The 13,660-nt window shown below is 71.6% G+C and carries 11 protein-coding genes; 7 read left to right on the forward strand and 4 right to left on the reverse strand.

The window, feature by feature from the left end; genetic code table 11:
- Positions 1 to 81 precede the first annotated feature (81 nt).
- A complete protein-coding gene (gene mqnE, locus ACH414_RS26580) occupies positions 82 to 1,245 on the forward strand; it encodes an aminofutalosine synthase MqnE (RefSeq protein WP_382541594.1) in 1,164 nt (387 codons plus the stop codon).
- Between the two features lie 12 nt (positions 1,246 to 1,257).
- Here mqnE and ACH414_RS26585 read toward each other — a convergent pair whose 3' ends face one another.
- A complete protein-coding gene (locus ACH414_RS26585) occupies positions 1,258 to 1,791 on the reverse strand; it encodes a GNAT family N-acetyltransferase (protein WP_382541597.1) in 534 nt (177 codons plus the stop codon).
- 119 nt (positions 1,792 to 1,910) lie between these two features.
- Between ACH414_RS26585 and ACH414_RS26590 the strand changes: the two genes are divergently transcribed.
- Positions 1,911 to 2,177 (forward strand): DUF4229 domain-containing protein, encoded by a 267-nt coding sequence (locus ACH414_RS26590; RefSeq protein WP_382541600.1) that lies wholly within the window; start codon positions 1,911 to 1,913, stop codon positions 2,175 to 2,177.
- A 365-nt stretch (positions 2,178 to 2,542) separates the two neighbouring features.
- A complete protein-coding gene (locus ACH414_RS26595) occupies positions 2,543 to 3,883 on the forward strand; it encodes a dicarboxylate/amino acid:cation symporter (protein WP_382541603.1) in 1,341 nt (446 codons plus the stop codon).
- A 54-nt stretch (positions 3,884 to 3,937) separates the two neighbouring features.
- On the opposite strand, the gene ACH414_RS26600 is transcribed toward ACH414_RS26595, so the two are convergent.
- The gene (locus ACH414_RS26600; RefSeq protein WP_391769817.1) at positions 3,938 to 4,702 is read right to left on the reverse strand and encodes a helix-turn-helix domain-containing protein; all 765 of its coding nucleotides are present in this window, start codon (positions 4,700 to 4,702) and stop codon (positions 3,938 to 3,940) included.
- 240 nt (positions 4,703 to 4,942) lie between these two features.
- On the opposite strand from ACH414_RS26600, the gene ACH414_RS26605 reads away from it, so the two are divergent.
- From ACH414_RS26605 to ACH414_RS26620, 4 genes are all read left to right on the forward strand, one after another.
- Positions 4,943 to 5,614: a DUF4097 family beta strand repeat-containing protein gene (locus ACH414_RS26605; protein WP_382541607.1), complete on the forward strand. Its 672-nt coding sequence runs from the start codon at positions 4,943 to 4,945 to the stop codon at positions 5,612 to 5,614.
- Between the two features lie 139 nt (positions 5,615 to 5,753).
- Positions 5,754 to 6,725 (forward strand): ATP-binding cassette domain-containing protein, encoded by a 972-nt coding sequence (locus ACH414_RS26610; protein ID WP_398943621.1) that lies wholly within the window; start codon positions 5,754 to 5,756, stop codon positions 6,723 to 6,725.
- The gene (locus ACH414_RS26615) at positions 6,722 to 7,507 is read left to right on the forward strand and encodes an ABC transporter permease (RefSeq protein WP_398943623.1); all 786 of its coding nucleotides are present in this window, start codon (positions 6,722 to 6,724) and stop codon (positions 7,505 to 7,507) included. Before ACH414_RS26610 ends, ACH414_RS26615 begins: the two co-directional genes overlap by 4 nt.
- A gap of 265 nt (positions 7,508 to 7,772) precedes the next feature.
- The gene (locus ACH414_RS26620; RefSeq protein ID WP_398943624.1) at positions 7,773 to 9,653 is read left to right on the forward strand and encodes an AMP-dependent synthetase/ligase; all 1,881 of its coding nucleotides are present in this window, start codon (positions 7,773 to 7,775) and stop codon (positions 9,651 to 9,653) included.
- Between the two features lie 7 nt (positions 9,654 to 9,660).
- On the opposite strand, the gene ACH414_RS26625 is transcribed toward ACH414_RS26620, so the two are convergent.
- Together ACH414_RS26625 and ACH414_RS26630 are read right to left on the reverse strand one after the other, a co-directional pair.
- On the reverse strand, positions 9,661 to 10,326 hold the full coding sequence (locus tag ACH414_RS26625; protein ID WP_382541617.1) for a pyridoxal 5'-phosphate synthase: 666 nt from the start codon (positions 10,324 to 10,326) through the stop codon (positions 9,661 to 9,663).
- Between the two features lie 36 nt (positions 10,327 to 10,362).
- Positions 10,363 to 13,638, reverse strand: coding sequence for a FlgD immunoglobulin-like domain containing protein (locus ACH414_RS26630; protein WP_398943626.1), 3,276 nt, complete (start codon positions 13,636 to 13,638; stop codon positions 10,363 to 10,365).
- Between the last annotated feature and the right edge of the window lie 22 nt (positions 13,639 to 13,660).

Below are 13,660 nucleotides of genomic sequence, written 5' to 3' on the forward strand. Positions count from 1 at the left end.
CGGCAATGGGGGTGCCCCCGCCCGAAGAGCGGGGGAGTACGGTGGGCACGCCTGGTTTCGGAGATTAAGGGAGGCGACCGTATGGACGCGGGGCTCAAGCGTGAGCTGGAGCAGAAGGTCCTCGCCGGCGAGCGGCTGAGCCGTGAGGACGGCATCGCCCTGTACGAGTCGGACGACCTCGCCTGGCTCGGCGGACTGGCCCACGAGGTCCGGACCCGCAAGAACGGCGACGTGGTGCACTTCAACGTCAACCGTCATCTGAACATGACGAACGTGTGCACCGCCTCCTGCGCGTACTGCTCCTTCCAGCGCAAGCCGGGCGAGAAGGACGCGTACACCATGCGCATCGAGGAGGCCGTGCGCCTCGCGAAGGCGATGGAGAACGAGAACCTCACCGAGCTGCACATCGTCAACGGGCTGCACCCCAACCTGCCCTGGCGCTACTACCCGCGTTCGCTCTCCGAGCTGAAGAAGGCCCTGCCGAACGTCTCGCTGAAGGCCTTCACCGCCACCGAGATCCACCACTTCGAGACCATCTCGGGCCTGTCGGCCTCGGAGATCCTCGACGAGTTGATCGACGCCGGTCTGGAGTCCCTGACCGGCGGCGGCGCCGAGATCTTCGACTGGGAGGTCCGGCAGCACATCGTGGACCACCGCACCCACTGGGAGGACTGGTCCCGCATCCACCGCCTCGCGCACGAGAAGGGTCTGAAGACCCCGTGCACGATGCTGTACGGGCACATCGAGGAGCCGCGCCACCGCGTGGACCACGTGCTGCGGCTGCGGGAGCTCCAGGACGAGACCGGCGGCTTCCAGGTCTTCATCCCGCTGCGCTACCAGCACGACTTCGTGGACATGCAGGACGGCAAGATCCGCAACAAGCTCCAGGCCCGCACCACGATGGCCACCGGGGCCGAGGCGCTGAAGACCTTCGCCGTCTCGCGGCTGCTCTTCGACAACGTCCCGCACGTCAAGGTGTTCTGGGTGATGCACGGCGTCCAGACCGCGCAGCTGGCGCTCCAGCACGGCGCGGACGACATGGACGGCTCGGTCGTCGAGTACAAGATCACGCACGACGCCGACAACTACGGCACCCCGAACAAGCTGGGCCGCGAGGACCTGCTGGAGCTCATCCGGGACGCCGGTTTCCGGCCGGTGGAGCGCAACACGCGCTACGAGGTCATCCGCGAGTACCCGGGGCCGGACGCGGAGCGGCGCGAGACGCCGCAGCCGATGCGCTTCTGATCCCGTTCCCTCCTACGCGAGCGGCAGCAGCATGACGATGTCGTCGCGGTCGTCACCCGGGGCCACCCGGATGGCGGCCGGGACGCGGCCGACCTCCTTGTAGCCGGCCCGCGCGTAGAAGGCGTCGACGCCGGTGCCGCCCCGGCAGGTGAGCCGGATGGCCTCGATGTGCTCGAAGCCCTCGGCGGTCCGCGCCGCCCGTTCGACGGCGGCCATCAGATCGCGCCCGTACCCCTTGCCCTGGTGCCGGGGGTGCACCATCACCGTGTACAGCCACACCCAGTGCGTCATCAGGCGGTGGCTGTTGTACGTGAAGAAGGCGGTGGCGGCGATCTCGCCCCGCTCGTCGCGGCCGACCAGCAGGCGGGTGTCGCCCTTCGCCATCCCGACCAGGTGCGTGAGCAGCGCGGGCCGGATCTCCTCGGGCGTCACGGGCGGTACGAAGCCGACCGCACCGCCCGCGTTGGAGACGTCCGCCCACAGGGCGAGCACTCCGTCGCGCAGGGCGGGGCCGACGGGCGGGTCCAACTCGAAGGTAAGGGCCATAAATGGAGAGTATCCATTACCGGCTCGGGCGCTCAAGGGCGTTCCGACCCCCGGACCCGGTGATCGTTCCGTGCCGTGCTTCACTGGGGTGACGCTCGTCCGGTATGGGAGGGACTGACATGCTCCGCTACACCCTGATGCGCCTCGGCATCTTCGCCGGGAGCTTCCTCGCGCTGTGGGGCCTGGTCTACCTCGGCGTGCTGCCGCGCGGCCTCGGCGACTCCAACCTGCTGTGGGTCCTGGTGCTCTCGATCGTGGTCTCCGCTCCGCTCAGCTTCGTGCTGCTGCGCAAGGAGCGCGACGCGATGAGCGCCCAGATCGTCGAGAAGGTCGACCGCGCCAAGGGCCGGCTCGACGCGAACCGCTCCGCCGAGGACGCGGTCTGAGCGACGGCGGGCTCCGGCCCGCGTGACATAAAGCGCGCGTAAGCGACATCACACTCCGCCCCAGGCGGGAGCTTCGAAGGCTCCCGCCTGGGGTTTTCTTCGTTTCGAAGGCTTTTACCTCAAAGAACCCCTTTGAGGATCCCAAAGTTCAAGTGTTAACGTGTTCGACATGAAGACCGCAGTGCGCCTCCCCCATGCCGTGAGCCCCCGGCTCGTGGCGCGCCTGCACGTCGATCTCTGCCGCTGTATGTCCGCGGTCTGTTGCCGCGAGCTCTGACCCGGCATCATGCAGCGGCACCCGCGCTTCGAGCGCGTGTGAGTGCCGCACCCCCGTCCCCGTATTTCCCGATACGCACCGCTGGAGTGTGTCCGTGTCCGCGTCCTCGTCCGCGCCCGTGGCGAAGTCCCGCATACCCAAGATCCCGTTCTGGGCCCAGATCGTCGCCGGTCTGGTCATCGGCGTCCTGCTCGGCTGGCTCGCCCGCAGCCAGGACATCGGCTGGCTGCAGGAGACCCTGACCCAGGTCGGCGGCATCTTCGTCCAGCTCCTGAAGCTGGCCGTCGCCCCGCTCGTCTTCTTCGCGATCCTGGTGTCGATCACCAACCTCCGCAAGGTCAACAACGCGGCCCGGCTCGCCGCGCAGACCCTGATCTGGTTCATGATCACCTCGCTGATCGCCGTCGCCATCGGCCTCGCGATCGGCCTGCTCACCAACCCCGGCTCCGGCACCGGCCTCACGCCGAAGGACGGCAAGCTGCCCGAGCACCAGGGCAGCTGGATCGACTTCCTCACCGGCATCATCCCGACGGACGTCATCACGCCCTTCACCGAGCTGAACGTCCTCCAGATCGTCTTCATGGCCGCCGTGGCCGGCATCGCCGCCCTCAAGCTCGGCGAGAAGGCCCAGCCGATCCTCTCCCTCTCGGAGTCGGTCCTGGAACTGCTGCAGAAGGCCCTGTGGTGGGTCATCCGGCTCGCCCCGATCGGCACCGCCGGCCTCATCGGCAAGGCCATCGTCAACTACGGCTGGGACCTGATCGGCAAGTACGCCACCTTCACCGCCGACGTCTACGTCGGCTGCGCCCTGGTCCTCTTCGGCGTCTACCCCCTGCTCCTCGCGACCGTCGCCAAGCTGAACCCGCTGCAGTTCTTCAAGGGCGCCTGGCCGGCCATCCAGCTGGCCTTCGTCTCCCGCTCCTCGGTCGGCACCATGCCGGTCACCCAGCGGGTCACCGAGCGCCTCGGCGTCCCGAAGGAGTACGCGTCCTTCTCCGTGCCGTTCGGCGCCACGACGAAGATGGACGGCTGCGCCGCGATCTACCCGGCGCTCGCCGCGATCTTCATCGCGCAGATCTTCGACGTGCAGCTGGGCGTCAAGGAGTACCTGCTGATCGCCTTCGTCTCGGTCATCGGCTCGGCGGCCACCGCCGGTCTCACCGGCGCGACGGTCATGCTGACCCTGACCCTGTCGACCCTGGGTCTGCCGCTGGAGGGCGTCGGCCTGCTGATGGCCATCGACCCGATCCTCGACATGATGCGCACGGCCACGAACGTCGCCGGCCAGGCCCTGGTCCCGGTGCTCGTGTCCTCCCGCGAGAAGATCCTCGACCGCGCCGCGTACGACTCGGCCTCGGCCTCCCCGGTCGACGACCTGGTCGACGCCCGTGAGGCGGAGCAGAAGGTGGCAGTGCCGGCCGCGGCCTGACGCCACGCCCGGCCCGTACGTGAGGCCCATGCCCCTGGAGAAGGGGCATGGGCCTCACGGCTTTTCCGCGGGCTCCCGCTCCTCGCCGCGGTCCTGCCGGGGGCCCGTCTCCGGGGTCGAGTAGAGGATGTCGCGGGCCTGGTCCGCGGCGCGGGCGATGCTCTCGCCGATGAACTCGACGAAGCGTGCGATCGTCTCCAGCCGGGCGGCGGCGGGGCTGCCGGGGCCGAGGATGTTCACGCCCTGCCGGGCGGTCTCGGCGAGCAGCAGGTTGGCCCGGGCGCCGGCGATCGTCCCCTGGTACCAGACGTCGTTGTCGACGGTGTAGCGCTCGCGGCGCCGCTCGTCGCGCTCCCGGCGGACGAGGCCCTGGTCGTCGAGGAAGGAGATGGCCTTGGAGACGGACGCCGGGCTGACCTGGAGGCGCTGGGAGAGCTCGGACGCGGTGAGCGTGCCCTCGTCGCTGATGTAGAGGGCCATGAGCACCCGGGCCATCATCTTGGGCAGGCCCTGCTGCATGAGGAGCGTCGTGAACGTCTCCTCGTACTCGCGCACGGCCTCGACGTCGCGCCCTTCGGCCCGCGGCGGCGCCCCGGCTCCCCGGGGTGCGGGCTGCCTGCGCTGGTGGGTGCGGCGTTCGGTGGCGCGCTGGGCCAGGTCGGCGCGGTAGCCGGTGGGGCCGCCGTTGCGCATCACCTCGCGCGTGACCGTCGAGGTGGGGCGGTCGAGACGCCGGGCGATCTCCGCGTAGGCGAGGCCGTCGGCCACTCCCAGCGCGATCTGCTGGCGTTCCTGCTGGGTGAGTCTGCCTCCCGGCATCGCGGTCTCCCTCTCGGTGCTTGTCCGTCGCCCTCAGCATAGCGTTCACTCATCGCCCATTGCAACGGCTGGCGGGGGTGACGTTGCGTTAAATCCATAACCGTTGCAACGATTTATCTAGTCTGACCTGCATAGATGTCATTGATAAGCAACGAGCTTGTTGCCGAGTCTGTGAATGCAACGTAGCTTTTCCCGTGTCGGAAACACCGACGGAGCAAACGGAAAGCCCGGGAGGGCACCATGCAGAAGTTCGCCACCACCGCCCCGATCACCACCGTCCTCGACATCCCCGCCGGCCGCGTGCAGCTCATCGCCGCCGACCGCGCCGACGCCACGGTCGAGGTCCGCCCCGCCAACGCCGGCAAGGGCCGCGACGTCAAGGCCGCCGAGCGGGTCCGGGTCGCCTTCGCCGACGGGGTGCTCCGCGTCGAGTCCCCCGAGGCCGAGAACAAGCTCCTCGGCAACTCGGGCGCCGTCGAGGTCACCGTCCAGCTCCCGGCCGGCTCCCGGGTCGAGGCCAAGACCGCCGCGGCCGAGCTCCGCGGCGTCGGTCGCCTCGGCGACGTCGTCCTCGAGACCGCGCAGGGCCCGGTCAAGCTCGACGAGGCCGCGAGCGCCGAAGTCCGCGTCCAGGACGGCGACATCACCATCGGCCGGCTCACCGGACCGGCCGTGCTCCGCACCATGAACGGCGACCTCAAGGTCGCCGAGGCCGTCCGCGGCGACCTCGAACTGCGCACCGAGAAGGGCGACATCGAGATCGGCGCCGCCCGCGGCAGTTCCGCCACCCTCGACGCCGGCACCGACTACGGCCGGATCGCCAACAGCCTGCAGAACAGCAAGGGCGCCGACGCCGAGCTGACCATCCGCGCCACCACCTCGTACGGCGACATCACGGCCCGCAGCAACTGACCCCGAACCCGAACCCGGACCCGACCCGGACCCGGACCCGACCCCGACCCCGACCCGAACCCGGACCCGGACCCGCCCCGGACCCGACCCGGACCCGGCCCCGGCCCGCCCCCCCGAACAAGCCTGAGGAGCGCTCGACATGACCCACCTGGCCATCGCGGCGAACGGACTGCGCAAGTCCTACGGAGACAAGGTCGTGCTCGACGGCGTCGACCTGGCCGTCCCCGAAGGGAGCGTCTTCGCCCTGCTCGGCCCGAACGGCGCCGGCAAGACCACCGCCGTGAAGATCCTCTCCACCCTGATCTCCGCCGACGCCGGCACCGGCGCCGTCCACGTCGGCGGCCACGACCTGGCCGCCGACCCGCAGGCGGTGCGCGCCGCCATCGGCGTCACCGGCCAGTTCTCCGCCGTCGACGGCCTCATCACCGGCGAGGAGAACATGCTGCTCATGGCGGACCTCCACCACCTCTCCCGGCCGGAGGGCCGCCGGGTCGCGGCCGAACTCCTGGAACGCTTCGACCTGGTGGAGGCCGCCAAGAAGCCCGCGTCCACCTACTCCGGCGGCATGAAGCGGCGCCTGGACATCGCCATGACGCTCGTCGGTTCGCCGCGGATCATCTTCCTGGACGAGCCGACCACGGGCCTCGACCCGCGTTCCCGGCACAACATGTGGCAGATCATCCGCGAGCTGGTCTCCGACGGCGTCACCGTCTTCCTCACCACCCAGTACCTGGAGGAGGCCGACGAGCTCGCCGACCGGATCGCCGTGCTCAACGACGGCAGGATCGCGGCCCAGGGCACGGCCGAGGAGCTCAAGCGGCTCATCCCCGGCGGCCACGTCCGGCTCCGCTTCACCGACCCCGCCGCCTACCGGCGGGCCGGCGCCGCCCTCGACGGAGCCGCACGCGACGACGAGGCCCTCACCCTGCAGATCGCCGGCGACGGCAGCCAGCGCGAACTGCGCTCCCTGCTCGACCGCCTGGACGCGGCGGGCATCGAGGCCGACGAACTGACCGTCCACACCCCCGACCTCGACGACGTCTTCTTCGCCCTGACCGACAGCGCCCGCCTTCCCCAGCAGCCCCACTCGACCAAGGAGAACGCCCGATGAGTTCCCTCGCCCTCGCCCTGCGCGACTCGAAGACGATGCTCCGGCGCAACCTCCTGCACGCCCGGCGCTATCCGTCGCTCACCCTGAACCTGCTGCTCACGCCGATCATGCTGCTCCTGCTGTTCGTCTACATCTTCGGCGACACCATGAGCGCGGGCATCGGCGGCGGCGACCGCGCCGACTACATCGCCTACCTCGTCCCCGGTCTGCTCCTGATGACCATCGGCAGCACCACGATCGGCACGGCGGTCTCCGTCTCCAACGACATGACCGAGGGCATCATCGCCCGCTTCAGGACCATGGCCATCCACCGCGGTTCGGTCCTCGTCGGACACGTCGTCGGCAGCGTCCTGCAGTCGGTCGCCAGCGTGGTCCTCGTCGGCGCCGTCGGCGTGGCGATCGGCTTCCGCTCCACGGACGCCACCGCCCTGGAGTGGCTCGCCGCCTTCGGCCTGCTCGTCCTGTTCTCCCTCGCCCTCACCTGGATCGCCGTCGGCATGGGCCTGATCAGCCCGAACGCGGAGGCCGCCAGCAACAACGCGATGCCGCTGATCTTCCTGCCGCTGATCTCCAGCGCCTTCGTCCCGGTCGACGCGATGCCGGGCTGGTTCCAGCCGATCGCCGAGTACCAGCCCTTCACCCCCGCCATCGAGACCCTGCGCGGTCTGCTCCTCGGCACCGGGATCGGCCACGACGGTTGGCTCGCGGTCGCCTGGTGCGTCGGCCTCGCCGTCCTCGGCTACTTCTGGTCGACCTCGAAGTTCGACCGGGACCCGCGGTAGCCGCCGCCGTGACGGCGCGAGCCGGCCCCCGCACCACCCGCACGACCCGCACCACCCCTTACGACCCGCCCCACCCGTACCGCCCCAGGGCGGCGCACCCCGACAGCACGTCGGAGCGCGCCGCCCTTCCGGCGTACCGGGGGCCGGGTTCGTGGGGCCGGGTTCGTGGGTCCGTGGTCGTGGATCTGTCCAAATTCCCTGCCGCGCCCTAGATTTACCCGGAAGTAAGGTTACTGTCCGGTTCTCGACGCCCGAGGAGCCGCACGTGCCCGTCTCCGAGCCGCCGTCCGCTCCGCTCGCTCCGCCCACCGCGCCGCAGCCCGCGCTCGTCCGCGTCGACGGGACCGTACGCGAGGCGTCCGTGCCCGCCCTCGTCCCGCCCGTCCGCCGCGGCTCGCTCGCCGACCTGCCCTACGCCACCGCCCGCGAGGAACCCGCGGCGGTGCTCTTCGCCCGCAAACGGCCCGACGGCGGCTGGGCCGACATCACCGCCTCCGCCTTCGCGGCCGAGGTGCACTCCGTCGCCAAGGGGCTCATCGCGCAGGGGCTGCGGCCCGGCGACCGGCTCGCGCTGATGGCCCGCACCCGCTACGAGTGGACCCTGATCGACTTCGCCGCCTGGGCCGCCGGGCTGATCACCGTCCCCCTCTACCCGACGTCCTCCGCGTACCAGGTCCGCTGGATCCTCCAGGACTCCGGCGCCACCGCCTGCATCGTCGAGGACCCCCAGCAGGCCCGGCTGGTCTCCGCCGAACGGCGCCAACTCCCCACGCTCGGACAGCTCTGGGTGCTCGACACCGGCGCCGTCGACCAGCTGCGCAAGGCCGGCGCGCACGTCCCCGACGAGGCCGTCACCTCCCGCCGCGGGCTGCTCACCCCCGAGACCCTCGCCACCCTCGTCTACACCTCCGGCACCACCGGCCGCCCCAAGGGCTGCGCCCTCACCCACGGCAACTTCCTCGCCGAGGTCGACAACGCGGTCGAGCTGCTGCACCCGGTGTTCCGCTCCGTGAGCAAGGAACCCGCCTCCACCCTCCTCTTCCTCCCGCTCTCCCACGTCTTCGGCCGCATGGTCGCCATCGGCTGCGTCCGCGCCCGCGTCAAGGTCGGCCACACCCCGTCCGTCGAGAGCGACGAACTCCTCGCCGACCTGGCCGCCTTCCGCCCGACCTTCCTGCTCGCCATCCCGTACGTCCTGGAGAAGGTCTTCCACACCGCCCGCGCCACCGCCGAACGCGCCGGCCGCGCCGCCTCCTTCGACCGCGCCGCCCGCGTCGCCGAACGCTACGGCCACGACCCCCGCCCCTCGCTCGGCCTGCGCGCCGCGCACGCCCTCTACGAACCGCTCGTCTACCGCCGCATCCGGGCGGCCCTCGGCGGCCGGGTCCGCCACGTCATCAGCGGCGGCTCACCGCTCGGCGCGCGGCTCGCCGAGTTCTTCGCGGGCGCGGGCATCGAGGTCTACGAGGGGTACGGCCTGACGGAGACCACCGCCGCCGCCACCGTCACCCCCCTGCAGGGGCCGCGCCCGGGCACCGTCGGGCGCCCGCTGCCCGGCACGGCGGTGCGGATCGCCGACGACGGGGAGATCTGGCTCAAGGGCGGCCATGTCTTCGCCGGCTACTGGGACGCCCAGCGCGGGGTCGCCCTGCCGTACACCGACCAGGGCTGGTTCCCGACCGGTGACCTCGGCGCCCTCGACGACGAGGGCCACCTGCGGATCACCGGCCGCAAGAAGGACATCATCGTCACCTCCGCCGGCAAGAACGTGGCCCCCGCGCCCCTGGAGGACTGGCTGCGCGCCCATCCCCTCGTCGCCCAGTGCATGGTCCTGGGCGACGGCCGCCCGTACGTCACCGCGCTGATCACCCTCGACCACGAGGGCCTGCTCCACTGGCGCCACATGCGCCGCAAGGACCACCTCGCCCTGTGGGAGCTGGCCCGCGACGAGGAGCTGCGCGCCCTCGTCCAGCGGGCCGTCGACGAGGCGAACCGGCTGGTGTCGCGGGCGGAGTCGATCCGCGCCTTCCGGGTGCTGACCCGGGAGTGGTCGGAGGCGAGCGGACACCTGACGCCGTCGCTGAAGCTGCGACGGCGGGCGGTGCTGCGGGACTTCGCGCGGGAGATCGAGGAGATGTACGAGTGACATGCCCTCAGGGCCAGAGCAGTTCGCGCACCCAGGCGGTCCCGCTCCGCCGGTACCGCAGCCGGACGTGCCGCCGCTGCTCGTCGCCCTGGAAGAACTCGACCTCGCTCGGCTCGACCACGTACAGCGTCCAGCTCGGCGCGTCGGCGTCCGGCTCCCGCCGGGCCCGCTCCCAGGCGGCGGCGCTCGCCTCGGCGAGGGTCCGGGCCGAGTCCAGGACCTCGCTCTGGTGCCCGACGAGCGCGGAGGCGAGGGCGCCGGTCGTACGGGCGTGGAGGTCGGCGTACGCCTCCTCGGGCGTGCCGGTGGACACCCGCCCCCGGACGCGCACCTGGCGGCCCTGGACCGGCCAGTAGAAGGTGAGCGCCGCCTCGGGCCGGGCGGCGAGCTGCTTCCCCTTGGCGCTGCCGGCGTGCGAGGCGAAGTGCCAGCCGCGCTCGTCGGCGTCGTGCAGCATCACGATCCGCACGTCGGGCCGCCCGTCCGCGTCGGCGGTGGCGAGCGCCATGGTGTGCGGCTCGACGGCCTTGGCCTCCACGGCGGACACGAACCACTCGCGGAAGAGGGGGAGCGGCTCGGCGGGCGCGGTGGCGGGGTCGAAGGCGGGCAGCTCGGTGTCCCAGACCCGGGACGACCGCAGGGCCTCGATGAAGGGCGACTGGTCGTTGCTCATGCCGCCCATCATGAGGCCCTGCCCGCGCGTCGTCGGTCAGCCCGTGTAGTAGCCGGCGATGTCGGCGATCAGGTCGACGGTGCCGGAGTGGTTGTAGAAGGTGACCTTGCCGTCCCTGACGGGCACGACGACGAGGTTGGGGATGGTCTGCCCGGCGGTGAAGTTGAGGTTGGAGGCGGCGGTGCGGGTCGTCCCGTACGGGTAGACGGAGACGAATCCGGTGGTGGTCGGGGAGGTCGCCGTCACGTTCAGCACGACGGCGGAGTAGCTGCCCCCGACCTCCAGGCTGACGGTCCTGCCCGCTCCCACCTTCGCCCTGGCGACGCCGGTGCCGTTGCGGGTGTCCATGAGCCGCTTGGGCTGCATGCCGGTGAAGACGGAGCCGGTGTCCTTCTTGAAGTACCCGGCGACGTCGGCGATGAGGTCGACGCTGCCGTACTTGTTGTAGAAGGTGACCTTGCCGTCCTTGACCGGGACGACGACGAGGTTGGGGACGGTCTGCCCGGCGGTGAAGTTGAGGTTGGAGGCGGCGGTGCGGGTCGTCCCGTACGGGTGGACCGAGACGAAGCTGGTGGCGGTCGGGTTCGTCGCCGTCACGTTCATGACGACGGCGGTCGCCCCCGGCTCGGTGACGGGCAGCGTGACGGTGCCGTTCGCCCCGACCTTGGCCTTGGCGACGCCGGTGCCGTTGCGGGTGTCCATCAGCCGGGTCGGTGTGACGGGTCGGTAGGCGGAGCCGGTGGTGTCGCCGGTGTAGTAGCCGGCGACGTCGGCGAGGAGGTCGACGGTGCCGGCGCGGTTGTAGAACTTCACGTAGCCGTCGACGACCGGGACGGTCACGAGGTTGGCCGCGGTCCGGCCGGCCGTGAAGTTGAGGTTCGACGCCGAGGTCTGGCGGGTGCCCGAGGGGTAGACGGAGACGAAGCTCGCGGCGGTCGCGTTGGTCGCGGTCACGTGGAGGACCACGGCGGTCGCGCCCGTGGCGGGGACTCCGCCGACGCCCGCCACCTTGAGCGAGACGGTCTTCCCGGCCCCGACCCCGGCCTTCGGCACACCGAGGCCGGTGCGGGTGTCCATGAGGCGGGTGGGAGTGACGGGGGAGTAGGTGCCGGGGAGGGTGGTGAGGCCGATGTCGAAGGCCTCGACCGTTCCGGTACGGCGGATGGCGGCTCCGTCGCCCGCTGCGGGCTGCGCGGTCATGGCGTAGGTGTACGTGCCGTCCTCGACACCACGGCCGAGGTCGTCACGGCTGTCCCAGTCGACCGCGACGGCGGCGCCGCTTCCGGCGGTGCCGCGGTAGGTGCGGACGACCTTGCCGGCGGAGTTCCTGATCTCGACGCTCCACGCGCCGACGGCGCGGGACATGCGCCAGCGCAGGACGCTGGTGCCGCCGGAGACCATGCGCTGGTTGACGTCGAGCAGCGTGAACGGCTGCGGGGCGAAGGGGGTCCGCTTGAGGTGGATCTCCTGCGTGTCCGGCGCGACGAACGCCACGTCGCCGCCGAACTTGTCCACGGTCCAGGTCGTCCTGCGGCCGGAGCCGGACGCCGAGGCCGGCAGGTCCGCGAGGTCCGTGGTCCGACCGGTGAGCGCGTCCGTCAGCCTCAGCTTGTCGCCCTCGTGCCGGACGACGAAGCCGTCGCCGAGCAGCGCCTCGCCGGTGGGCACGGCCACGCTCTTCTTGAGCGTCCGGTCGTAGACCCCGGCCTTGGTGGCGCCACAGGCCCAGTACAGCCAGCGGCCCGTGGCCTGGAGCTCGGTGGGCCGGCAGCCGGACCCCAGGTCGACGGCCGCCGAGGTCGTCCTCGTCTTCAGGTCGTACGAGTCGACCTGGCCCGCGGTCGCCGCGGGCTTCCACGCCTTGGTGCCCCAGACGGCCGCCGGGGAGTCGGTCAGGGTGAGCAGGACGGACGGCTCGTCCGCGTGGAAGTTCTCGAGGTCGCCGACGTAGGTCTTGGTGCCGCTGGTCGCCACGACGTAGCGGCCGGCGGCGTCGGTGACGGTGCCCTGGGCGGGGAGCGAGAAGGACTTGTAGGAGCTGGTGGTGGTGGGGGCGGCGATGGCGGTCCCCCAGGAGGTCACGGAGTCGCCGTCGCCGAGGGAGGCGAGCCCGTCGACGGTGCCGGCCGGGAAGCCGAACCGCACCTTCGGGGTTGTCGGGGCGCCCGTGCCGTTCGTGTCGACGTCGAGCAGCTGGACGAAGCCGTTGCGGGGGCTCAGGAAGCTGACCCGGCCGCCGCCGAGCGCGAGGTCGGTGAGGGGCCGGGGGACGGCCGGCACGGTGCGTACCGTCGTGAGCGTGGGCTTCCCGTCGGTCCCGGGGGTGATGCGGCGCACCGCCCAGTCGTCGGCGCTGGTGCCGCCGACCGTGAGGAGGCTGCCGTCGGGTGCGGCGATGATCCTGCCGGTCGTCTTCGGCAGCAGGTCCACGGCCGCACCCCCGCCGAGCGGAACCGCCCGGAGCGCCGGGGTGAGGGAGCCGACCTCCACGGCGCGCGCGGTGGAGAGCACCCAGTCGCCGAGGACGGCGAATTCCACCTGGGTCCGGGAGCCTTCGGGCGGTGCCACGGTCGTCACCGGCGGGGCGGCGGGGGCGGACCGGGGCACGGTGAGCACCGTGCCCGAGCCCTTCAGGCTCAGGATGTGGCCCGGCGAGAGGCGGTAGGAGGTGGTGCCGGCGAGCGCGGCCGGGAGTTCGGTGAGGGCGGCGCTCGCGAAGTCGAGGTAGAACGCCCGGTCGCCGGCCGGGTCGGTGAGGAGAGCGCCCCGGGAGTCCTGTGCCTCCGAGACGAGGTCCTTCAGACCCGCGGGAAGCCCGGTCACCGCGCGCTCGGCAGGCTTGCCGTCCACGGAGGAGACCAGCGCGGCCGAGGTGAGCAGGCCCCCGTCGTAGGTGCCGGCCAGCACGCTGTCGGCGGTGAAGGCATCGGCCCAGAACCGGCCCGCGGGCAGGAGGATCGACGTCTTGTGATCGGTCGCGAGATCGGTGATCTCCACACCGCCGTCGATCGCGCGGGCGGCGAGACCGGAGTGGCCCCCCGCCGCGGACGGAGCCACGGTCTTCGTCGCTCCCGAGGCCGCGTCCGTCCACAGGACGCTGTCGCTGCCCTCCTGGCGGTGTACGTAGCCGCCGGCCCCGGCCTGGAAGGGGAAGTCCCAGCGCGGTGTGTCCCGCCCCGGGTTCGGGATCACGAGCTCGTCCGAGACGGTGGTCGGCGCGTCGGCGGCGGTCGCCGGGCCGGTGGCCGTGGCGCTCAGGCCCGCGGCGATGGCGAGGGTCGTGGCGGTGGCAAGCGCTCTGCGCGTACGCACACGGACGTGTGACTGCAAGGTG

Origin of the sequence: Streptomyces sp. NPDC020422, assembly GCF_044386705.1 — a bacterium.
Taxonomy (GTDB): domain Bacteria; phylum Actinomycetota; class Actinomycetes; order Streptomycetales; family Streptomycetaceae; genus Streptomyces.

Coding starts and splice junctions, on each gene's coding strand:
- mqnE (WP_382541594.1), top strand. CDS start 82: ATGGACGCGGGGCTCAAGCGTGAGCTGGAGCAGAAGGTCCTCGCCGGC.
- ACH414_RS26585 (WP_382541597.1), bottom strand. CDS start 1,791: ATGGCCCTTACCTTCGAGTTGGACCCGCCCGTCGGCCCCGCCCTGCGC.
- ACH414_RS26590 (WP_382541600.1), top strand. CDS start 1,911: ATGCTCCGCTACACCCTGATGCGCCTCGGCATCTTCGCCGGGAGCTTC.
- ACH414_RS26600 (WP_391769817.1), bottom strand. CDS start 4,702: ATGCCGGGAGGCAGACTCACCCAGCAGGAACGCCAGCAGATCGCGCTG.
- ACH414_RS26605 (WP_382541607.1), top strand. CDS start 4,943: ATGCAGAAGTTCGCCACCACCGCCCCGATCACCACCGTCCTCGACATC.
- ACH414_RS26610 (WP_398943621.1), top strand. CDS start 5,754: ATGACCCACCTGGCCATCGCGGCGAACGGACTGCGCAAGTCCTACGGA.
- ACH414_RS26615 (WP_398943623.1), top strand. CDS start 6,722: ATGAGTTCCCTCGCCCTCGCCCTGCGCGACTCGAAGACGATGCTCCGG.
- ACH414_RS26625 (WP_382541617.1), bottom strand. CDS start 10,326: ATGAGCAACGACCAGTCGCCCTTCATCGAGGCCCTGCGGTCGTCCCGG.